General features: G+C 32.5%; 17 protein-coding genes. 12 read left to right on the top strand and 5 right to left on the bottom strand.

Going from position 1 to position 21,686, the window contains the following annotated elements; genetic code table 11:
* Positions 1-55: 55 nt before the first annotated feature.
* From BUC31_RS03810 to BUC31_RS03795, 4 genes are all read left to right on the top strand, one after another.
* Positions 56-2,824 (top strand): M14 family metallopeptidase, encoded by a 2,769-nt coding sequence (locus BUC31_RS03810; protein ID WP_084134934.1) that lies wholly within the window; start codon positions 56-58, stop codon positions 2,822-2,824.
* Between the two features lie 120 nt (positions 2,825-2,944).
* Positions 2,945-3,523: a PepSY domain-containing protein gene (locus tag BUC31_RS03805; RefSeq protein ID WP_396627737.1), complete on the top strand. Its 579-nt coding sequence runs from the start codon at positions 2,945-2,947 to the stop codon at positions 3,521-3,523.
* A gap of 42 nt (positions 3,524-3,565) precedes the next feature.
* The gene (gene rlmF / locus BUC31_RS03800) at positions 3,566-4,537 is read left to right on the top strand and encodes a 23S rRNA (adenine(1618)-N(6))-methyltransferase RlmF (protein WP_073241406.1); all 972 of its coding nucleotides are present in this window, start codon (positions 3,566-3,568) and stop codon (positions 4,535-4,537) included.
* Between the two features lie 111 nt (positions 4,538-4,648).
* Positions 4,649-5,044, top strand: a complete 396-nt coding sequence (locus BUC31_RS03795; RefSeq protein WP_073241404.1) for an ACT domain-containing protein — start codon at positions 4,649-4,651, stop codon at positions 5,042-5,044.
* A gap of 124 nt (positions 5,045-5,168) precedes the next feature.
* Here the strand turns inward: BUC31_RS03795 and gltX are convergent, their stop codons facing one another.
* On the bottom strand, positions 5,169-6,677 hold the full coding sequence (gene gltX / locus BUC31_RS03790; protein ID WP_073241402.1) for a glutamate--tRNA ligase: 1,509 nt from the start codon (positions 6,675-6,677) through the stop codon (positions 5,169-5,171).
* 266 nt (positions 6,678-6,943) lie between these two features.
* Here gltX and BUC31_RS03785 point away from each other — a divergent pair, with 266 nt between their 5' ends.
* The 6 genes from BUC31_RS03785 (at position 6,944) to BUC31_RS03760 (ending at position 15,798) form a co-directional block, all read left to right on the top strand.
* Positions 6,944-8,176, top strand: a complete 1,233-nt coding sequence (locus tag BUC31_RS03785; RefSeq protein WP_073241400.1) for a fibronectin type III domain-containing protein — start codon at positions 6,944-6,946, stop codon at positions 8,174-8,176.
* Positions 8,177-8,370: 194 nt separating this feature from the next.
* Positions 8,371-11,865 carry a DUF4175 family protein gene (locus BUC31_RS03780; RefSeq protein ID WP_073241398.1) on the top strand — a complete coding sequence of 1,165 codons (3,495 nt, stop codon included), beginning with the start codon at positions 8,371-8,373 and terminating at the stop codon, positions 11,863-11,865.
* Positions 11,858-12,277 (top strand): rRNA maturation RNase YbeY, encoded by a 420-nt coding sequence (gene ybeY / locus BUC31_RS03775; protein WP_073241396.1) that lies wholly within the window; start codon positions 11,858-11,860, stop codon positions 12,275-12,277. The genes BUC31_RS03780 and ybeY overlap by 8 nt, the downstream gene beginning before the upstream one ends.
* Positions 12,278-12,282: 5 nt before the next feature.
* Positions 12,283-14,151, top strand: coding sequence for a tRNA uridine-5-carboxymethylaminomethyl(34) synthesis enzyme MnmG (mnmG, locus tag BUC31_RS03770; RefSeq protein ID WP_073241394.1), 1,869 nt, complete (start codon positions 12,283-12,285; stop codon positions 14,149-14,151).
* 65 nt (positions 14,152-14,216) lie between these two features.
* The gene (locus tag BUC31_RS03765) at positions 14,217-15,053 is read left to right on the top strand and encodes a class I SAM-dependent methyltransferase (RefSeq protein ID WP_073241392.1); all 837 of its coding nucleotides are present in this window, start codon (positions 14,217-14,219) and stop codon (positions 15,051-15,053) included.
* A 238-nt stretch (positions 15,054-15,291) separates the two neighbouring features.
* Entirely contained in the window at positions 15,292-15,798 is a 507-nt protein-coding gene (locus tag BUC31_RS03760; RefSeq protein ID WP_073241390.1) for an OmpH/Skp family outer membrane protein, read from the top strand.
* A gap of 66 nt (positions 15,799-15,864) precedes the next feature.
* On the opposite strand, the gene BUC31_RS03755 is transcribed toward BUC31_RS03760, so the two are convergent.
* From BUC31_RS03755 to rnr, 3 genes are all read right to left on the bottom strand, one after another.
* The gene (locus tag BUC31_RS03755; protein ID WP_073241388.1) at positions 15,865-16,527 is read right to left on the bottom strand and encodes a LysE family translocator; all 663 of its coding nucleotides are present in this window, start codon (positions 16,525-16,527) and stop codon (positions 15,865-15,867) included.
* A gap of 3 nt (positions 16,528-16,530) precedes the next feature.
* Positions 16,531-17,211, bottom strand: coding sequence for a head GIN domain-containing protein (locus BUC31_RS03750; RefSeq protein ID WP_073241386.1), 681 nt, complete (start codon positions 17,209-17,211; stop codon positions 16,531-16,533).
* Positions 17,212-17,298: 87 nt separating this feature from the next.
* Complete coding sequence (gene rnr / locus BUC31_RS03745; protein ID WP_073241384.1) at positions 17,299-19,491, bottom strand: ribonuclease R; 2,193 nt, start codon at positions 19,489-19,491, stop codon at positions 17,299-17,301.
* 648 nt (positions 19,492-20,139) lie between these two features.
* On the opposite strand from rnr, the gene rpiB reads away from it, so the two are divergent.
* Positions 20,140-20,571: a ribose 5-phosphate isomerase B gene (gene rpiB, locus BUC31_RS03740; RefSeq protein ID WP_073241382.1), complete on the top strand. Its 432-nt coding sequence runs from the start codon at positions 20,140-20,142 to the stop codon at positions 20,569-20,571.
* Positions 20,572-20,680: 109 nt separating this feature from the next.
* Positions 20,681-21,124 carry a GNAT family N-acetyltransferase gene (locus BUC31_RS03735; protein ID WP_073243733.1) on the top strand — a complete coding sequence of 148 codons (444 nt, stop codon included), beginning with the start codon at positions 20,681-20,683 and terminating at the stop codon, positions 21,122-21,124.
* Between the two features lie 48 nt (positions 21,125-21,172).
* Here the strand turns inward: BUC31_RS03735 and BUC31_RS03730 are convergent, their stop codons facing one another.
* Entirely contained in the window at positions 21,173-21,547 is a 375-nt protein-coding gene (locus tag BUC31_RS03730; protein ID WP_073241380.1) for a hypothetical protein, read from the bottom strand.
* Positions 21,548-21,686 lie beyond the last annotated feature (139 nt).

Genomic DNA, 21,686 nt, shown 5'->3' with positions numbered 1-21,686 from the left:
ACACTAGCTATCTCATAATTAATAATTTAGTAAGACAAACTAACAACCAAACCTCATGAAATCATTTGATAAAAGCATATTATCAAAATTCACAAAAATAAAAGTGGCATTTACACATCTGATATTATCACCCTTATTTCTAATTCTTTCCTTCATACAGCAATCGAAAGCTCAAGTAGTTCCTAATCCCAATGAAGTTATAGGCTTTGAAATCGGTTCGGATTTTAATTTAGCAACTTACGATCAGTCAATTAATTATTTTGAAAAACTAGCTACCACAAGTGATATGGTAGAGATGAGATATGCCGGAAAAACATCTGAAGGACGGGAATGGCAATATGTATTAATCTCTACACCAGAAAATCTACAAAAGATAGATCACTACAAATCTATTTCACAACAATTAGCACATCCTGAAAACTTAACAAGAGAGATGGCAAAAGGATTGGCAAAAGAAGGAAAAGCAATTGTGGATATTAGTGGAGGTCTACACGCCTCAGAGGTAGCAGGAGCACAACACATTATAACATTAGCCTATGAATTGGTAAATAATGCCAAAACAGAAAAGTACCAGGCCATTTTTGAAGATGTAATACTTATTCTATGGCCTTCTTTAAACCCTGATGGACAAGATATCATTGCCAATTGGTATTTAGGAAATGTGGGTACCCCTTATGAAACTGCGCCTACACCGTGGCTATATCAAAAATATGTAGGTCACGATAATAATCGTGATGCCTATATGCTAAATCAGCTTGAATCTCGTGTTGTTGGTAGCACTTGGCGTGAGTGGGAACCAAGTATTATTCATGTACATCATCAATCTTCCCCATTTCCTACTAGAATATGGCTGCCACCTTTTGCAGAACCCGTTGCTCCCCAAACTCCGCCATTAATGGCCAGAGAAGTAAATATGATTGGTATGGCTATGGCACAAGAATTAGAAACAGAGGGTTTACCAGGCGCTGTTCATATGGGCAAAGGCTTTGATGCTTGGTACCCTGGCTATATTGATTACATGCCAATGATGCAGAACATACCATCATTCTGGACAGAAACATCCCTTTATAAATTTGCAACTCCGCACTTTTATACCATTAAAGATTTTCCGAAAGAACGAGCAGATTTACGTATTGAATCTCTGTACTCTAGCCCATGGAAAGGTGGGTGGTGGCGTCTAGGAGACGCTGTTCAATATATGCAAACAGCATCTATAGCAGTTTTAGATTATGCCTCAAAATATAAAGAAACTCTACTTTTCAACAAGTATCAGGCAGGCGTAACCACAATTGAAAAATATAAGCAAGAACCACCTTATGCCTATTTTATTAAACAAAAACAACGCGATCCCGTACGCCCGGTAGAATTCTTGAAAAGACTAGCTTTTAACGGAATTAAAATTTCTCAATTAGATTCTGAAACATTTTTTGAAGGGAATACCTATCCTAAAGGGACCTGGGTTATTCCTATGGCTCAGGAATTCGGAGAGTTGGCAAGACAATTAATAGACATTCAAGAATATACAGATTTGAGGGAATCTCCAGACGGTCCATTAGAACAACCCTATGATGCTGCAGGTTGGACTTTACCATATCAAATGGAAGTAGAAGTTGTTGCAGCCATGTCTCCTTTACCAGAATCAATATCTTCATCTTTAATTCCGGTTAAGGGAATAGCATTAGAGGAAAACACAGATACCAGTATAGATTTAAGTAAAGCAGATTTTATTGGCGGGGCGGGTTTTGACACTAATGAAGTGGCTGCAGGAATAGTGCCGTTACCCGGAACTTTAAAGGGTAGTGGTGGCACCTTGGTTATTGACCCAAAAGAGAACAATTCATTTCGAATAATTGGCGATGCAATGAACCAAAATCTAGCTATTGGTTTTAACGGAAAACAACAGACGTATGGTATAAGTAATGCATCAAGATCACAAATTCAAAAGTGGGTGAAAGATTATGCCGTAAATGCTAGACTTACATCAACCAAACCTAAAACCAAGGTGCACTCTAGAATAGCAGTTTATGATCCGTGGACCGCTAGTATGGATATGGGCTGGACAAGGTGGCTCTTAGATAATTTTAATATACCATATGTTATAATTAGAAATGCAGATATTAATAACGGAAGTCTAAATGACAGGTTTGATGTTATTTTAATGGCTTCAGAAAAACCGGGAATCATAGAAAATGGCTTTCAAAAAGGTATGGCTCCACCACAGTATGCAGGAGGATTAAAAGGAATGGGCGTTAGAAACATAGACTCGTTTGTAAGTGCCGGCGGAACATTAGTTTGCCTAAATAAAAGCACAAGTTTTGCAATAAATGAACTCCATTTACCAATTGAAAACAATGTACAAGAATTAACAAAAAGTCAATTTTTCACGGGCGGTTCAATACTAGAAGTGACCAATAATAATCAACATCCTATTATGGCGGGTATGCCAGAAAAATCTGGTGTATTTGTTTTTGGTAGTCCCGTTTTTAAAACACTTGATGGTTTTGATGGCGAAATACTATCTAAATATCAAGAAAAAGGTTCGCCTCTACTATCTGGTTATTTGGTAGGTGAAGAATATATGAATGACAAAGCTGCGGCTGTAGATGTTCGGTATAAAGATGGACATGTTATTCTTTTTGGATTTCAGCCCCAATGGCGAGGACAATCTATGGGAACCTATAGAGCTTTATTCAACGCGTTGTTATACACAAATTCTATCGCAAAAAACCATGAAGTTTTAGAAGAGTGGTCTACTACCGAAGACGAAAAAACAGAGAAAGAACTTGAGGTCAAATCCATAGAACAAAAGCAAATTTCAAATTAACTAAATAGTAGGATTACCGGTTATAAAGAGCCCTTAAATGTTAAACATTTTATTTTAACAATTCCTTCTTATATAGCTTTTATAAATCTGATTATATTGCCTGTTCACCAACCAAAAATAATGCGAAAAGATACTAAAAGACAGAAACAAGCTAAATGGTTGCGTCTTTTTAGAAAAGCACATAGAGCCACAGGAGCAGCATTATTTATATTCTTTTTTTTCATCTCCATTACCGGACTTCTTTTAGGATGGAAAAAACACAGTGGAGGAGTAATTTTATCAAAATCGTACGAAGGCACTTCGACCGAATTGAAACATTGGTTACCTATTGATAGTTTACACATTCTCGCAAATTCATATCTTTTAGAAAGCGTATCGCCAGAATTATCAACCAAGATTGATAGAATTGACATCAGAAAAGAAAAAGGAATGGTCAAATTTGTATACGCAGATCATCTTTGGGGACTACAATTGGATGGAGCAACTGGTAAATTACTTCATGTAGATCGTAGATATTCTGACCTAATAGAACAACTACATGATGGTTCAATTTTAGATGATTACTTAGGCACAAGCAATAATCAAATCAAGGTATTTTACACAACAGTAATGGGGCTTGCCCTTCTCCTTTTTACAATAACCGGCTTTTGGTTGTGGTATGGACCAAAGCGTATGCGAAAAAATAAAACAACGGAATAAAAATTAAGGTTAGCTTTGGGGTCTTAATAAGGCTCAATAATTATGGCAGACCAAAAGAAAAAAGAAGGTTTAGAAAAACCAACTTTACACCCAAGAAACAAACATACCGGTCGTTACGATCTAAAGGCGCTTAAACTAGTAAATACTGATTTAAAGCCATTTGTAACTAAAAATAAGTACGGAAATTTTACAATAGACTTCTTTAACCCGGTTGCTGTAAAAGCCCTAAACAAGGCAATTTTAATTTCTCAATATGGTTTAGACTTTTGGGATATACCAGATGGTTTCTTGTGCCCTCCTATACCAGGAAGAGCAGATTATATTCACCATATAGCTGATATTTTAGCCGCAAGTAATAATGGCGTTTTGGTCAAAGGAGATCAGATTAAATGCCTGGATATTGGAGTAGGGGCAAATTGTGTATATCCTATAATTGGTAATAGTGCATATGGATGGTCATTTATTGGTTCTGATATAGATCCAAAGGCTATTGAAGTTGCACAGAAAATTGTAACCTCTAACCCTTCACTTCACGGTAAAGTAGAATTTAGACTTCAACCGAAACCTGAACATATATTTTCTGGTATTTTAAATGCTGATGAAAAAGTTGATTTAGCTATTTGCAACCCTCCATTTCACGCAACACAAGCTGAAGCTGAAGCGGGAACACTTAGAAAATTAAGCAATCTCAAGAAAAAGAGGGTAAAGAAACCAGAGCTTAACTTTAGCGGACAAGGAGGAGAACTTTGGACAGACGGCGGCGAAAAACGTTTTGTACTTAACATGATTAATGAAAGTGCCCAATATGCCAAAAATTGCGCATGGTTTTCTACTTTAGTTTCAAAACAATCAAATTTAAGGGCTTTTTATGACAGATTAGAGAAAGTAGGTGTTGTTGAGCACAAAACCACCCCAATGGCTCAAGGAAATAAACTGAGTAGAATAATTGCTTGGACATTTTTATCCGAACCAGAAATGGAAACATGGACAAATGATAGATGGAAGAGCGAATAAAATTCTGCGAAAGAACCTTATCGTTTAATAATAGAGACCGTTTAAGCGGTTTTAATCATAAATAGACCCGAAGGGTCGAAAATTTTTTTGAAAATAAGCACAATAGCTAAAATGGCAGGAGAAACAGATCTTAGTGTACTATTAAAGAGCTTAAAACCTAGTTTAAATGAAGGAAGTTATGTTTTCATATCTGTAAAAGATGTTCAGCATATTTCTAGGTCAGCTATCTTATTTGAATTTAAAGAAACAGAAGGGGTCACTATTATTCTTGAAAAAGAAAAAGCAGATGAATTAAATTTCGAGTACGAATTTGTCGCATCGTGGATTACTTTAACCGTTCATTCTGCATTAGATGCTGTTGGTTTAACAGCTGCCGTTTCTACTGCATTAACAAAATACAACATTAGTTGTAATGTGGTGGCTGCCTATTATCACGACCACATTTTTGTTGCCACAAAAGATACCCAAAAAGCTATGGAAGTTTTGGGTGAATTTTCAAAAGAGTAAACCTTCCATTAAAAGCTTAAAAGTGCTTGAAAAGAAGCAATTTAAAATTTTCAGGAAAACCTCTGAGTATTAGATGCTGAATAAGCAGTAAGTAATATTTACTTCGTTTTCCTGAAAATTATATTTATCCCAATTTGTTTAACGCTGTTTCTATTCTAGAAATACTTTCCTCTTTACCGATCATCGCCATAATATCAAAAATATGAGGTCCTTTCATATCACCAACTAAGAATAGGCGTAAAGGAGGCATCACTTTTCCAAAAGACAATTCATTCTCACCAATCCAAGCTTTTACTATACTTTCCGTGTTTTCTGAAGAAAAATCTTCTATAGGTTTTAGGACTGAAATAAGATCGTTCATGATTGAAGCGGTATCTTCTTTCCATTGTTTTTTCGCTGCTTTCTCATTGTATTCAGTAGGAGCAACAAAGAAATAATCGCTTAAATTCCAAAAGTCAGAAACGAAAACTGCACGCTCTTTTATAAGCGTAACCACTTTGGTAACATAATCTAAATTCAGTTTATCATCATCAGAAATGTTCTCCTTTACTGTCGGTAAAAATAACTTAGCCAACTCATTGTCAATTGTTTGTTGAAGATAATGCTGATTGTACCATTTAGTTTTTTCTGGATCAAAACGCGCTCCAGACTTATTAACACGATCTAAACTAAAGGTTTCTACCAATTCATCTAAAGAAAATAATTCTTGTTCCGTACCAGGATTCCATCCTAATAAAGCCAAGAAATTTATAACCGCTTCAGGAAAATAACCCGATTCTTTATAACCAACAGATTCATTCCAAGAAAGAGGAAAAACAGGGAAGCCCATTTTTTCACCATCACGCTTACTTAATTTACCTTTTCCAACAGGTTTCATAATCAATGGTAAATGCGCAAATTCTGGAGCATCCCAACCAAAAGCATCATACAATTGTTTGTGTAACGCCATAGATGGCAACCATTCTTCACCACGAATTACATGGCTAATTTCCATTAAATGATCATCAACAATATTTGCTAAATGGTATGTTGGCATACCGTCACTCTTAAATAAAACCTTATCGTCTAAAACGTTGGTATCAATTTTAATTGATCCACGTATTAAATCTTGTAAGTGTAAAGTTTCATCTGCCGGAGTTAAAAAACGAATAACATAATCATCGCCATTATCTAACTTTGCTTTAACCTCTTCTGGCATTAAAGACAATGAATTATCAAGCTTTAATCTATTGTGCCAATTGTAAATAAAGGTTTTGCCTTTTTCTTCATGATCTTTTCTGTGCCCATCTAGACTTTCAGAAGTATCAAAAGCATAATATGCATTACCGCTTTCAACTAAGTCATCTGCATATTTTTTATACAACGATTTACGCTCGCTCTGTCTATACGGACCAAAACCGCCATCTTTACCAATACCTTCATCAAAAGGAATTCCGCACCAATTCAAAGAATCAATAATATACTGCTCGGCACCTTCAACATATCTATTTTGGTCTGTATCTTCTATTCTTAGAATAAAATCTCCACCATGTTTTTTGGCAAATAAATAATTAAATAGGGCAGTACGAACTCCACCAATATGTAAAGGCCCTGTAGGACTAGGGGCAAAACGAACACGAACTTTCTTTGTCATTTGGCAAAGGTATAAAAAACACCTTTAGCCATATATCTAAGGCAAACTATTAATTACTTGAATATGAAAAAAATCTCAAATTTCACTTACAAAACTAGTATTCAATATTTTACTTAAGAACAATCATGGTATCAAATTTTATTTACCAAAAAAACCAAGCAAACACCGTAGTTCAGAAGCGAACAAATAAGTGAAATATTAAAATTGAATACACGTATACGAATACCATTAGTAAAACGTTATTTACAAACCTTAAACCATTGAAAATGAAAAATTATTTAAATTACTTTTATGTATTCGTAGCGCTATTAATTACAGGGTGTACCACAGATTCTACTGACGACGCTATGCCCGATGTTGTTGACATTGCAGATGAAATTACACTTTCGTCTTTTGAAATTGAATTTGAAGACGTAACCCAAACAAGTACTACAATACTGTGGAGCGAGGTTACAGCTTCAAATGGAAGTACCGTAGAGTACAGCATTTTTTTAAATGAAGAACTAGTAGCAGAAAACCTTACTGAATTAGAATTTACTGTTGACGAGTTAGAAATGAACACAATCTACACAGTAAAAATCAATGCATCTGCTGAAAATGCGGTAGACAGTATAAATTCTTCAGAATTTCAAACTTTAGGAACCCCACCATCTAGCTTTCCAATTACTTATAAAGACAATGGTTGTGGTATTGCTTTTATTAGTTGGGACAGTCCTACGGTAGAAGACGGATCAGACTATTTTTATAGAATATATTTAAACGGTGAACATGTTGAAACTTATGGTTCTTATAGCACAGAAAGAACTGGTTTTAATTTACTTGTTGCAGAAGGTGAAGATCATGTTATTAAGGTTGTTGCCGCAAGTTTTAGTGGTGCAGAAACTGAAGAAGAAATTACCTTTACTCAGGTTGCCTGCCCTATACCATCAGATTTTGAAATAACAGCTTCAAATATTACAGGAACTAGCGCAACTTTAAATTGGACAGCATCAACAATGTCTGACGATAGTACGGTATATTATCTTGTTACCGCAAATGGCGTAGGTTATCCTGCAGCAAATACATTTATCTATAGAACTGATTATGAGTTTACCAACCTTGAAAGAAATACAACTTACGAAGTAATAATAACCGCAAGAGCACCTGAAAACGGTAAAACTAAAGAATCGACCATAACTTTTACTACCACAAACGATTACCCCGTACACCCAGATATATCAGTAACAGAAGCTACATTGATTACACCGGATAGTCAGTATTTTCCAGGGCAATTAAACGTTACTTTCTCAGAAGAATTAGCCAATTTTGAAATTGACAAATGGGTTGCTGTAGACTATGAAATAGCTAATTATAGTACATACACTTCATCAGTTTCTAGTAGTGTTTTAAGTGAAGAAAACTATAATGCTTTAGCTGAAAATAAAACCGGTTACTTTTTAATAGAAGATGATGGGGTAGTATATCAATTAAACTATGACGTTGTCTTAGAAACAAATTAAAAAACATTCGATTTATAGTCACTTTAGGGTGAAATCTGTATTTAATTCACAGATTTCACCCTTTCTTTTTTATTAAAAAAAGGAATCCCAAATCTTATTATTCACCTCATTTATTAAATGTTACGTAATCCTTTTAACAAATATTTCCTACTAACCAGTCTTTTTAACCGTTATCTTGGTATAAAAAAGGACAATTGCAAGACTATAAGCACATTTTAGACAAATTAAATCAGTTTATTCAAAAACACTATTCTCAAGTTCTACTGAAAGGTATATTATTATTCTTCGCCTTCGGTTTACTGTTTTTTCTGATGATTATAGGAGTAGAATATTTTCTTTGGATGAATACCACTGGAAGAATGATTCTATTCGGAATTTTTATAGCCGTAGAGTTATTTCTACTCTTCAAATACATTTTTACTCCAATATTCTACTTATTTAAACTAAAACAGGGTATCGGTCCAAAAGATGCAGCTCAAATGATTGGGAGGCATTTTCCTGAAGTAGGAGATAAGCTAACTAATTTACTAAATCTAGCAAATGACCCGCAACAATCAGAATTATTGCTCGCAAGTATAAACCAAAGATCAAAACAGCTAGACCCAATTCCGTTTTCGAATGCTATTGACTTTAGAGATTCCCTAAAATACTTGAAATACGCTATAATTCCGATTGCTATAATAGGTTTAGTGCTATTATCAGGAAATTGGAACAGTTTTTTTGGTACTTATGAACGGGTAATCAACTATGAAATAGCATATGAAAAGCCTGCACCGTTCCAATTTGAATTGTTATCAAATAATCTGAAAACATTACAAGATGAAACCTTTGTCATACAAGTTGCTACTAGAGGCAATGTAAAACCAGAAAACGTATATATTGAAATAGACGGCAAACAAATTCTTTTACAACAGAACACTGGTTTCTATGAATATATATTCGTCCCGCCGATTACCACTACGGTCTTTAGATTTACATCAAATGAAGTAAATTCTAGAGAGTATACCTTAACAGCTTTAGAGACCCCTTCCATTTTAGATTTCACTATGAATCTAACATATCCTGCCTATTTAAATAAGCCAAACGAAAGTGTAAAAAGTACGGGGAACGCTGTAATACCTGAAGGCACCAAAATACAATGGATAATAGATGGTGAAAATACCGATAAAATTAATCTAACTTCAAAAGACACTGTAATACCTCTCGCAAAAGAAAAAAACAGGTTTGAATTCCAAAAAAGTATCTACAATGATTTTAATTACGAACTCACTACTACAAATAAAAATGTTAAAGACTACGAACGTCTTACTTATAACTTTAAAGTAATTAAAGATAGGTACCCTACAATCAAGGTAAATCAAGTTCTAGATAGTTTGAATCCAAATGTTTCATATTACACCGGCAATGCAACTGATGATTATGGGTTACGTAAAATAGATATAGTATACTTTGTAGTTGGAAAAGAAGAAAAAAAGAATACCATAAACCTATTGAAACCAACTTCAAATTATGAACAATTTTATTACACTTTTCCTTCAGGTTTGGAACTAGAAAAAGGTAAAAATTATGGCTTTTATTTCGAGGTAACAGACAACGATGCTATACATAATGGTAAGACCACAAAAAGTCAAATATACCAACAAGTATTACTAGATGAAAATCAATTAAAAAACAAAGATTTAGAGTCTCAACAGTCACTAATAAAAGACCTTGATAAATCTTTGCAAAAATCTAAAGAACAGAAGGAATCTTTAGAAGAAATTAATCAAAATCAGAAAGAAAAAAACAGTCTAAATTTTAATGATAAAAATCAAATAAAAGACTATTTAAAAAAGCAAGAACAGCAAGAACAGCTGATGCAAAAATTTAGTAAAGAATTAAAAGAAAATCTAAATAAAGAAAACAAGGATGACAAATTAAACCAATTGTTACAAGAACGTTTAGAACGCCAAGAAGAACAAGCAAAGAAAAACCAGCAACTCCTTGAAGAACTTAGTAAAGTAGCTGATAAAATAAAAAAAGAAGACCTTACCAAAAAACTAGAAGAACTAGGTAAAAAACAACAAAACAGTCAACGTAGTCTAGAGCAATTATTAGAATTAACCAAACGGTATTATGTTACGGAAAAGGCATCCCAAATTGCACGTGACTTAGAAGAGTTAGCTAAAAAACAAGAAGAACTTTCAGAACAAAATAATGAGAATAATACCGCTAAGAAACAGAAAGAATTAAATGAACAATTTGATAAAATATCAGCTGAAATGGACGCTCTTAAAAAGGACAATGAAAAGCTCAAAAAACCAATTGATATAAATATCGAAAAAAGTAAAAAAGAAAGTGTTCAAGAAGACCAAAAAGAGGCATTAGAAAAACTGGATAAAAACACCCCCAATGACCAAAATAAACCAACCAGTTCTGACGCTAATAAAAAACAAAAATCTGCCGCAGATAAAATGAAGGAAATGAGTAAACAACTTAGCGAATCATCTTCTGGTGGAGGCGGTGGTTCATCTGTAACAGAAGATGCAGAAATGTTAAGACAAATTCTTGATAATCTTATCATATTTTCATTCAAACAAGAAACCCTATATGACCGATTAACAGCTAGAGAAGACCATGATGCTACTCAATATTCTGAAACTGTACGAGACCAAAATGAATTAAAAGGTTTATTTGAACATGTGGATGATAGTCTTTTTGCATTATCACTTAGACAGGCTGAACTTTCAGAATTTGTAAACGAACAAATTACCGAAGTATACTATAACATTGATAAATCTTTAGAAACGATGGCAGATGGTCAAATGTTCCAAGGAATTTCTCATCAAAAATATGTTCTAACAGCAGCAAATAGCCTTGCAGATTTTCTAGCAGAAGTAATGGACAATATGAACTCGAGTATGCAAATGGGAAAAGGTTCTGGACAAAGTGAAGGTGGTTTTCAATTACCAGATATTATCAAAGGACAACAACAATTGGGCGAAAAAATGGGTCAACAAGGTAAGTCTGGAAGGGAAGGAAAAGAAGGTAAAAGTGGAGAAAGAAAAAAAGGTGAGAATGGAGAAAATGGTGAAGGAGGAAAACAAGGCGAACGTGGTAAACAGGGAGCTAATGGAAAAGAGGGAGAGAGTGGAAGTGATGGTGAAAATGGAAAAAATGGCGAAGGAAAAAATGGCAAAAACGGAGAAAAAGGTGAAGGTGGAGAAAACGGACAAGGAAATAATGGATCTAACGGTACAAATGGGCAAGGGCAAGGTTCAATGAGTGAAACCGAACTAAAAGAAATATATGAAATCTATCAAAATCAGCAAAAATTAAGACAAGAATTAGAAAAACAACTTGAAAATATGATTAATTCTGGAGATCAAAAACTAGGTCAAAAGTTGATCAAACAGATGGAAGATTTTGAGAACGATCTTTTAGAAAACGGAATTACCCAGCGTACTATCAACAAAGCCAATACTATACAGTATGAATTGTTGAAATTAGAGAACGCAGCACTAAAGCAAGGAGAGAAATCTGAACGAGAAAGTAATAGGAATACAAAAGACTTCACAAATCCTATTACTACTAAACCCTCATTATTAGATAATTATCTTAATGAAATTGAAATTTTAAATAGGCAAAGCTTACCTTTGCGGCAAAATTTTCAATCTAAGGTTAAAGAGTACTTCAAAGCAAATGATTAATTACAATTACCTAACAGAATTTAAACTTGTAGCAGAAAATGACTTTGATTCATGGATTACGGAATCTTGTAATACCGAAGGGTTTTCTATAATTGAACTTAACTACATTTTTTGTAGTGATGACTACTTGCTTAAAATAAATCAAGATTACTTACAACACGATTATCTAACTGATATTATCACTTTTGATTATGTGTCAGGAAAAAATGTATCGGGGGACCTTTACATTTCAATTGACCGCATTAAAGAAAACGCAGAAGAGTTTAATGTTTCATTTGATAATGAATTAAAACGCGTAATGGTTCATGGGGTTTTACATCTTATGGGTTATTCGGATAAATCGGATGCAGCTACTGCCGAAATGCGCGCTAAAGAAGAAGAAAAAATAAAGCTGTTCCACGTGGAACAATAGAAGATATGTTTGGAGAAGAATATGATGTAATTGTAGTTGGCGGAGGACACGCCGGTGCAGAAGCGGCAGCGGCAGCTGCAAACTTGGGTTCAAAAACCTTATTAGTAACCATGAATTTGCAAAATATAGGACAGATGTCTTGTAACCCAGCTATGGGAGGAATTGCAAAAGGACAAATTGTTAGAGAGATAGATGCACTTGGTGGATACAGCGGAATAGTATCTGACAAATCTGCGATACAATTTAAGATGCTAAACAAATCTAAGGGACCTGCGATGTGGAGCCCAAGGACTCAAAATGACAGAATGCGTTTTGCAGAAGAGTGGCGTTTAATGTTGGAACGCACACCAAACGTAGACTTTTATCAAGAAATGGTTTCTGGTTTGTTAATAGAAAATCATAAAGTAGTTGGTGTAAAAACATCTTTAGGTATAGATATAAGATCAAAAGCAGTTGTATTAACAAACGGTACTTTCTTAAATGGACTTATTCATATTGGTGAAAAACAATTTGGTGGAGGTAGAGCAGGAGAAAAGGCAGCAACTGGAATTACAGAACAATTAGTAGAATTAGGCTTTGAAAGTGGAAGAATGAAAACCGGAACTCCACCAAGAGTAGATGGAAGATCTTTAGATTATTCTAAAATGATTGTTCAACCTGGTGATGCTATTCCAGAAAAATTTTCATACACCAACACCAAACCATTAGCACATCAACGTGATTGTTACATGACACATACAAGTGCAATGGTTCATGATTTATTACGCGAAGGTTTTGATAGATCACCAATGTTCAATGGTAGAATAAAAAGTATTGGTCCAAGATACTGCCCGTCTATTGAAGATAAAATAAACAGATTTGCAGATAAAGACAGTCACCAAATGTTTATTGAACCTGAAGGTTGGGAAACTGTAGAAGTATATGTAAACGGATTTTCAACTTCTTTACCGGAAGATGTTCAGTTTAAAGCTTTGCGTTCTGTTGTTGGTTTTGAAAAAGTAAAATTCTTTAGACCAGGTTATGCAATAGAGTATGATTACTTTCCACCAACACAATTAAAGCATACACTAGAAACTAAGCTAATTGAAAATTTATATTTCGCCGGACAAATAAACGGAACTACTGGATATGAAGAAGCAGCATCGCAAGGTTTAATGGCTGGTATAAATGCGCATTTAAAACTAAAAGAAGAAAATCCTTTAATTCTAAAAAGAAACGAAGCTTACATTGGTGTCTTAATTGATGACCTAATTACAAAGGGTACAGAAGAACCATATAGAATGTTTACATCTCGCGCAGAATATAGAACCTTACTTAGACAAGATAATGCTGATCTAAGGTTAACACCATTAAGCCATGCTATAGGCTTTGCAACAGATTCAAGAATGAAAAGAATGGAGCAAAAACTAGAACAATCTGAAGCTCTTGTTAACTTCTTTAAAGAAACTAGTGTACTACCAAAAGACATCAATCCTATTTTTGAAAGTGTTGATTCGTCTTTAGTAAAACAATCAGATAAAATGTATAAAGCTTTTTCAAGACCAAACGTTACCATGGATCACATGCTTCAACTAGATGCAGTATCTGAATTTGTTGAACAAAATAAATTCGATGGTGAAATTCTTGAACAAGCAGAAGTACAGATCAAATACTCTGGTTACATTGCTAAAGAAAAAATAAACGCAGACAAACTTCATAGATTAGAAGCAGTAAAGATTCCTGCTAATTTTGATTACTCAAAATTGAAATCTTTATCTTTTGAAGCAAGAGAAAAAATGACAAAAATTCAACCAGTTACCATTTCTCAAGCATCAAGAATTAGTGGAGTTACGCCGAGTGACATCAGTGTACTTTTAGTTTTTCTTGGAAGGTAGGGCAAATTGTTCCACGTGGAACAATGAAAATTTAGAATATCAATTTGAACATTTATAACTAAGGCATGCCTAATAATATTTTAAAAATCTCCACAAAAGATTATTTAGTAACTCAAGAATCATTTCAATTAGAATATGATTCTAAATCAGATATGCTAGTTACAAAACCAGTACCCGAAGATTTAGAAAAATATTACGACCCAAATAATTACATTTCACATTCCGATAGTGCCAATGGTTTACTTGAAAAAATTTATCAAACTGTAAAAAAGAACACGCTAAATAAAAAAGTAAAGCTGATAAATAAATATACTATTGAAGAAAAAAAATTACTTGATATAGGATGTGGAACCGGAGAATTTCTAATCAATGCAAAAAACAAAAATTGGAAAACAGTAGGGGTTGAGTTAAATGAAAACGCAAGAAAGAAAGCTACAGATAAAAACCTAGAGATTTACAAATCATTAGATGCTATTAATAATCAAAAATTTGATGTTATAACACTATGGCATGTACTAGAACATCTACCAGATTTAGACAAACAGATAAATAAAATTACATCTCTTTTAAATAAAAATGGGACACTCATTATAGCTGTTCCAAATTATAAATCATATGACGCTCAATACTACAAAGAGTTTTGGGCGGCTTACGATACACCAAGACATCTTTGGCACTTTTCACAGAATGCAATAAAAACTATATTTAGAAATAAAAAAATAGAAGTAGTTGAAACGCTACCAATGTATTTTGATTCTTACTATGTGTCACTATTATCAGAAAAATATAAAACTGGTTCATCAAATTACTTCAAAGCATTTTACAGAGGATTAATATCAAATATGAAGGCAAAGACATCTAGCGAGTATTCTTCTCTAATATATGTGCTCAAAAAAGAGTAAAAAGCTATTTAGAGACATTTTAAGGGATTATTTAAAATATTCTATATAATATATCAAATAAAATAAAATAATCCATTAAATAACCCTTAAAATCCGTCATAAAAATAAGAAAAATCGATAAACTAAATATTTATAATAAGAAATATCTATTTTTACTTAAATCTTATAATTTATCTCAATTTTAAAATATTTTCATTCTAAAAGCTTTATTACTTTTGCACGACATAAAAATGAAAAAATGAAAAACCTAATTTTAATTTTCGCTATCACATTATTAGCATCTTGCCAACAAGAAAAAATTGGATACGTGGATAACGTAAAATTGATGGATGAGTACCAACAAAAAATTGATGTTGAATCTAAATTCAAAGTTAAGGCAGATGCCTTAGCAAAAACTAGAGATAGTATTTCTCAAGCTTTTCAATTTGAAGCACAAGCTTTTCAAACTAAAGCTCAGAAAATGTCTCAATCAAAAGCTCAAGAAGAATATGCAGCAATGCAACAAAGAGGTCAGATTATTGGTCAACAACTTCAACAGCAAGATCAACAATTGCAAATGGAAGGTCAGACTGAAATGGACAGCATAGTTTCTAAAGTTAAAAAAGAAATTAAAGCATACGGCCAAACAAATGGATACTCTTACATTCTAGGCGGTGGAGATGGAGGTAGCGTTCTTTACGGTAAAGAAGCTAACGATTTAACTGATGAAATAGTGAAGTTACTTAACGATAAGTACAAGAAATAAAATACTTATTTACTTTAATAAAAAAAGCCGGTCAATGACCGGCTTTTTTTATTCTATAGTATTAGTCTAAAATCTTTCTAACTCCTGTTCTATATTAAACTGATCTTTAGGTAAAAAACCTTTTACGATTAAAACGATACCACAGATCACTAATATAATTCCGATAATCTTTTTTACATACACAATTCTACTTGGCGTTAGTTTACGCTTTAACTGTTTTGCTAAAAGTATTTTAAAAATATCTGTAACAAAATAGGAGAGTAGTACAGTAGCAAAAAAGGTAAAGAAACGATTTGGTTGATTATCTAAAGTAGGACCAACAATTATAATAATCCCTAACCAGAAAACAAGTACTCCAATATTAATAAAATTGAGTAAAAATCCTTTTACAAAAAGACCAAAATAGTCAGATTTACGAATCTTTTTAGAATCTACAGTTATAGCTTTTTTATCAACTTTAAAAAATGTTACAAGACCATAAACCAAAAGTATAACTCCACCAAAAACATAAAGACCTGGTTGATTACTTAAATTTTCAAGAAGTTGAAAACTACTAAAGTAAGCTACAAGAATAAATAAAACATCTGCCAGTAGAACACCAATATCAAAAGTAATAGCAGCTCTAAAACCCTTTACTGCACTTGTTTGTAACAAGACAAAGAAAACCGGCCCAACCATAAAGCTTAGGAAAAAGCCCAAAGGAATTGCTGCCTGTATATCTTCTAACATGTACTATTGCATTCTTTTAATGGTACCGCCAAATACCGTTTTCTCTTCAAGTTTCTTAGGATTGCCAAATACCAGGACTTCACCACCAGCTTTAACAGTTGCCTTTACATAATCTTTTGCATTTATCTCTGCCCTTGATCCTGCATTTACATTAATTGTAGAAAAGTTGGTAACAAAGCCTTTACCTTCATAAACACCACCGGTATTAATTTGAACATCTTGCAAATTTGAAGAACCCGCTGTTCTTATAACTCCGCCAGAAACTGACTTAATTAACATTTGCTCAACCTCTGCACTTACAATTAACTCTCCACCTTCTTGAGCTTTTAGTTCTAGGATATCTTGTTTAATAATATCTTCTGTAACAATTCTAGCATCTTCATTAACATCAATAACTAAAATATCTGCAGCATAATATAAATCTATGAAAGTTTTATATCCACTAAATATCTTACCAATTTGCATCCGTATTTTCAAAACACCTTCGTTATTAACAATAGCTACCTTACTAGTATTTTCACCAGTAATAATAACCTTGTTTTCTGTAGATTTTATAAGATTAATAGACAAACCATCAAAACCTTTTAACTCTTTAAAAGGTTCTAAGTTTTGGGTAACCTCATTATCTTGGCCAGTAACCAAAAGACATCCTAAGAGAAACATTATAATTAAAATTTGTTTCATTCTTTTCTGTGTAATTTTTCAAAGAATACATTTCAAACATGAAATGTATTCTTAATTCAGGCTTCTTATACCAAAATCTATTCCAAATTATTTATTGTTATCTGGAATTAAAGCAAAATCTAAATGCCTTTTAACTAAATCGGTGCTTTTTACCATAACAGTAATCTCATCACCTAAAGTATAAGTCTTCTTGGTACGTTCACCCACTATGGCGTATTGCTTCTCATCAAAGATATAATAATCTCCTTTGATGTCTCTAATACGAATCATGCCTTCACATTTATTATCAATGATTTCAACATAGATTCCCCATTCAGTAACACCACTAATAACTCCGCGGAATTCTTCGTCTTTATGATCCTGCATGAATTTAATCTGCATGTATTTAATAGAATCACGTTCAGCACTTGATGCTAAATATTCCATATCTGAAGAATGCTTACATTTTTTCTCGTATTCCTCGGCATTTGCAGAACTACCACCATCTAAATAATGCTGTAATAATCTATGCACCATTACATCAGGGTATCTTCTAATTGGAGAAGTAAAATGGGTATAATAATCAAAAGCTAATCCATAATGCCCAATATTATCAATAGTATAAATAGCTTTACTCATACTACGTATTGTAAGCGTATCTACCATATTCTGTTCTTTTTTACCCTTTACATCTTGTAGTAATTGGTTTAAAGAAGAACTTATAGATTTCTTATCCTTGAAATCTAATTTATGTCCAAATTTTGAGACGATACCATTCAAAGCCATTAACTTATCTGGGTCTGGATCGTCATGAATTCTATAAACAAAAGTCTTTTTAGGTTTTTGTTTTCCAATAAATTCTGCCACTTTTCTATTTGCTAATAACATAAACTCTTCAATTAGTTTATTAGCATCTTTAGATTCTTTGAAGTAAACACCTATTGGATTACTATTTTCATCTAGATTAAAACGTACTTCAACTTTATCAAAAGAAAGCGCACCTTGATCCATACGCTTAGCACGCATAATTTTAGCAAGCCTATCCATTTCTAATGTAGCTTCTACAACATCATTAGAAACGCTATATGCCGCTTCTCTTATAGATATATCTTCTGGTATGTTACCGTTACCGTTCTCAATGATATACTGTGCCTCTTCATATGCAAAACGTTCGTTAGAATCGATTACAGTTCTTCCAAACCATTGATTTCTTATAATTGCATTGCTATCTAATTCAAAAATTGCAGAAAAAGTATATTTTTCTTCATTTGGTCTTAATGAACAAGCATTGTTAGAAAGTACTTCTGGTAACATAGGTACCACACGATCTACTAAATAAACAGATGTTGCTCTTTCATAAGCTTCATCATCTAAAATGGTGTCTTTTTGTAAGTAATGAGAAACATCGGCAATATGAATACCTATTTCATAATTACCATTTTCTAATTTTTGAAACGATAATGCATCATCAAAATCTTTTGCATCTTTTGGATCAATAGTAAACGTTAGAACATCTCGTATATCTCTACGTTTTTTAATTTCTTCTTCTTTAATGCTAGTATCTAAACCATCTGCAAAATTCTGAACATCTGCAGGAAAAGAATATGGTAAACCATACTCCGCTAAAATGGAATGAATTTCAGTATCATGTTCACCAGGTATACCTAAAACTTCGGTTACTTTACCAAAAGGAGAATCAACATCATCTGGCCAATCAGTAATTTCTACTAAAACCTTTTCACCATCATTTGCTCCATTTAATTTATCCTTTGAAACAAAAATATCAGTATACATTCTAAAATCTGTAGGTCTTACAAATGCAAAAGTCTTCTGCATATCAACAATACCAACGAAAGTTGTTTTATATCTTTCAAGTACTTTAACTATTTCACCTTCAAGCTTTTTACTCTTACTTCTAGGATAAATATATACTTCTACTTTATCTTTATGAAAAGCTTTATTTAATTTATTGGCAGGTATAAAGATATCATCGTCCATACCATCTACGACAATATAGGCATTACCTTTACCGGTAACATCTACAGTACCTTCATGATAAGACTTTGTATCTTCTAAAACTTTATACTGACCTCTATCAACTTCTTGAATTCTTTTTTTCTCTTTAAGCTCAGTTAACCTTTTAATAAGGATATTTCTATCTTGAGCATCTGTGATATCAATTTTAGCAGCAATCTGCTTATAGTTGAAACTTTTATTCGGCTCCTTTTCAAGAACGGTAAAAATTCCTCTCGTAATTTCGTTCTTTCTATGGTTCTTCGCCTTCTTATTCTTCTTCGACATTTAAACTTTTAATTTATTGGAAAATTACGAATTATAATCCACTAGCTGTTATTCTACTTCTTATTGAAAAGTTAAGTAAATGAGTTGTTATTAACATATATATCATATTAGACATTTTTTTTTAAAAATTAAATTAAATATTAATGGTTATTATAGCTTGTTAATATCTAGAATAACTTATTTCAATATTACTTGTCTTTATGAGATACTAATACTTGTTGACAACCTATTATATTAATCTACAATTGAAAATCAGTATTTTGAGAAGTTATTAAACGTGGTTTATAAGTGCTATTAACATGAATTTATTAATAACTAAATGTAATTTTAATGTTAACTAGGGTTGTTAATTTGATGAAAATCCTCTAATAGTTTCTAATATTTAAATTCGTCTTCAGAAGATTAAAAGTGTAAGCAGATGTTAACTTTAATAACCAAATTTTTAAGCAACTTTTTCTAAACAACTTATGCATTAAGTAATCTTGCTTATAACATACTAATTAACAATTTTAATTTCTGATCTAACAACAATTGTTGTGAACCCCTCGTTTTTTGTTGTGAATGCCTGATTATTGTACCTTTAGCATGGTTATGTTCCACCCCCACTGGAGATAAACCTTGAACTAATAACCTTTAAATATAAAGTATATGAAAATAGCTATTGGTAATGACCATGCTGGTACAGAATACAAGTTAGCTATTATAGGTTTACTTAAATCTATACATGTTGAAGTTATTAACTATGGTACAGATGGTACTGATAGTGTTGATTATCCTGACTTTGCACACCCTGTGGCACAAGATGTTGAAAATGGTATTGCGGATTATGGAATTTTAATCTGTGGTAGTGGTAATGGGGCTTGTATGACCGCTAATAAGCAACAAAATGTAAGAGCAGCCCTTTGTTGGACAAAAGAGATAACTAAATTAGCTAGAGAACATAATGATGCAAATATATTAAGCTTACCTGCAAGGTATATTTCTTTACCTCAGGCACTTGAAATGGTTTCAACCTTTATAAACACTTCTTTTGAAGGTGGTAGGCATGAACGCAGAATTGAAAAGATTCCACTTCAGTAGATAGTTATTATAACTATGTTAATAACCCAAAATAGTTATTACAACTACTTAATAATCAAATATTTATTAACTTATAGATATGAACATATCTAGTTATTTAAACAAATTTATGTTAGATATAAAGGTAATTAGTTTTAAAGAATTCGATATTGAAGAACTATACAATGTACTACAATTACGAAGCGATATTTTTGTTGTAGAACAAGATTGTGTTTATTTAGATATAGACGGTAAAGATGATAAAGCTATTCACGTAATCGGCTTTAAAGATAATACTGTAGTAGCGTATACTAGAATTTTTAAACCAGGCGATTATTTTGACCAAGTAAGCATTGGTAGAGTAGCAGTACATAAAAATTTTAGAAAATTTGGTTATGGTAAAGTGATTATGGAAGCTTCTATAAAAGCTGTAGAAGAACGTTTTAGTGAAAATGAAATAAAAATTTCAGCTCAAAAATACCTTACCAAATTTTATACTGATTTAGGATTTAATGCAATAGGAAAAGAATATCTAGAAGACGGTATACCACATATAGAAATGATCAAAAAATAAAAAAAGTCCACTAATTGTGGACTTTTTTTATTCGTTATATTAAAATTATTAAATTTTGATAGGTGTTTTATTACTTAAGTTAATATCCTCAAGCATATTATCTGTAAACTTATAATGACCTTTAGTAGTTATAATTCTAAATCTGTTAGAGTTCATTCTACTTAAAGTATCTAAAAACAACCATTTCGATTTTAATAATCTGGTTTTTGGTGATTTTAAGCTTATATCAAAATAATATTTTCTTCCATTTTTAATAGCTACTATGTCTGGTGTAATGTTGTCTTCCATACCTTTTCTCGAATATGATTTAGGAGTTTCGTAACCCTCCATATCAGCCTTAATATTCTCGAAACCGGTAGCTTCTAAATGTTGAATTGACTTTTCTAAAAATTCTACGTTTTCTGACTTTTCTACTTTTACCATACCTAATAAGATAACAAAAAAAAGGACAATTCCTAATTTTAAACGTTGATTAACAATATGTTGAGTTTATAAACAAAATTTATAAACCTATTCTTTTTTTAAATCTAATGAGCTTAATGAACATTGAAATTTTAGAAGA

The sequence above is a fragment of the Maribacter aquivivus genome, assembly GCF_900142175.1.
GTDB lineage: Bacteria > Bacteroidota > Bacteroidia > Flavobacteriales > Flavobacteriaceae > Maribacter > Maribacter aquivivus.
Note: the sequence above shows the minus strand (reverse complement) of the source record. Positions and strands in the feature narration are given on the sequence as shown.

Excerpts from the sequence above, each read along its gene's own strand:
- BUC31_RS03755 (WP_073241388.1), bottom strand. The coding sequence starts at position 16,527 with ATGTTAGAAGATATACAGGCAGCAATTCCTTTGGGCTTTTTCCTAAGC.
- mnmG (WP_073241394.1), top strand. The coding sequence starts at position 12,283 with ATGTTTGGAGAAGAATATGATGTAATTGTAGTTGGCGGAGGACACGCC.
- rlmF (WP_073241406.1), top strand. The coding sequence starts at position 3,566 with ATGGCAGACCAAAAGAAAAAAGAAGGTTTAGAAAAACCAACTTTACAC.
- BUC31_RS03785 (WP_073241400.1), top strand. The coding sequence starts at position 6,944 with ATGAAAAATTATTTAAATTACTTTTATGTATTCGTAGCGCTATTAATT.
- BUC31_RS03765 (WP_073241392.1), top strand. The coding sequence starts at position 14,217 with ATGCCTAATAATATTTTAAAAATCTCCACAAAAGATTATTTAGTAACT.
- BUC31_RS03735 (WP_073243733.1), top strand. The coding sequence starts at position 20,681 with ATGTTAGATATAAAGGTAATTAGTTTTAAAGAATTCGATATTGAAGAA.
- BUC31_RS03805 (WP_396627737.1), top strand. The coding sequence starts at position 2,945 with ATGCGAAAAGATACTAAAAGACAGAAACAAGCTAAATGGTTGCGTCTT.
- BUC31_RS03730 (WP_073241380.1), bottom strand. The coding sequence starts at position 21,547 with ATGGTAAAAGTAGAAAAGTCAGAAAACGTAGAATTTTTAGAAAAGTCA.
- rnr (WP_073241384.1), bottom strand. The coding sequence starts at position 19,491 with ATGTCGAAGAAGAATAAGAAGGCGAAGAACCATAGAAAGAACGAAATT.
- BUC31_RS03795 (WP_073241404.1), top strand. The coding sequence starts at position 4,649 with ATGGCAGGAGAAACAGATCTTAGTGTACTATTAAAGAGCTTAAAACCT.
- rpiB (WP_073241382.1), top strand. The coding sequence starts at position 20,140 with ATGAAAATAGCTATTGGTAATGACCATGCTGGTACAGAATACAAGTTA.
- BUC31_RS03810 (WP_084134934.1), top strand. The coding sequence starts at position 56 with ATGAAATCATTTGATAAAAGCATATTATCAAAATTCACAAAAATAAAA.
- BUC31_RS03750 (WP_073241386.1), bottom strand. The coding sequence starts at position 17,211 with ATGAAACAAATTTTAATTATAATGTTTCTCTTAGGATGTCTTTTGGTT.
- BUC31_RS03760 (WP_073241390.1), top strand. The coding sequence starts at position 15,292 with ATGAAAAACCTAATTTTAATTTTCGCTATCACATTATTAGCATCTTGC.
- ybeY (WP_073241396.1), top strand. The coding sequence starts at position 11,858 with ATGATTAATTACAATTACCTAACAGAATTTAAACTTGTAGCAGAAAAT.
- gltX (WP_073241402.1), bottom strand. The coding sequence starts at position 6,677 with ATGACAAAGAAAGTTCGTGTTCGTTTTGCCCCTAGTCCTACAGGGCCT.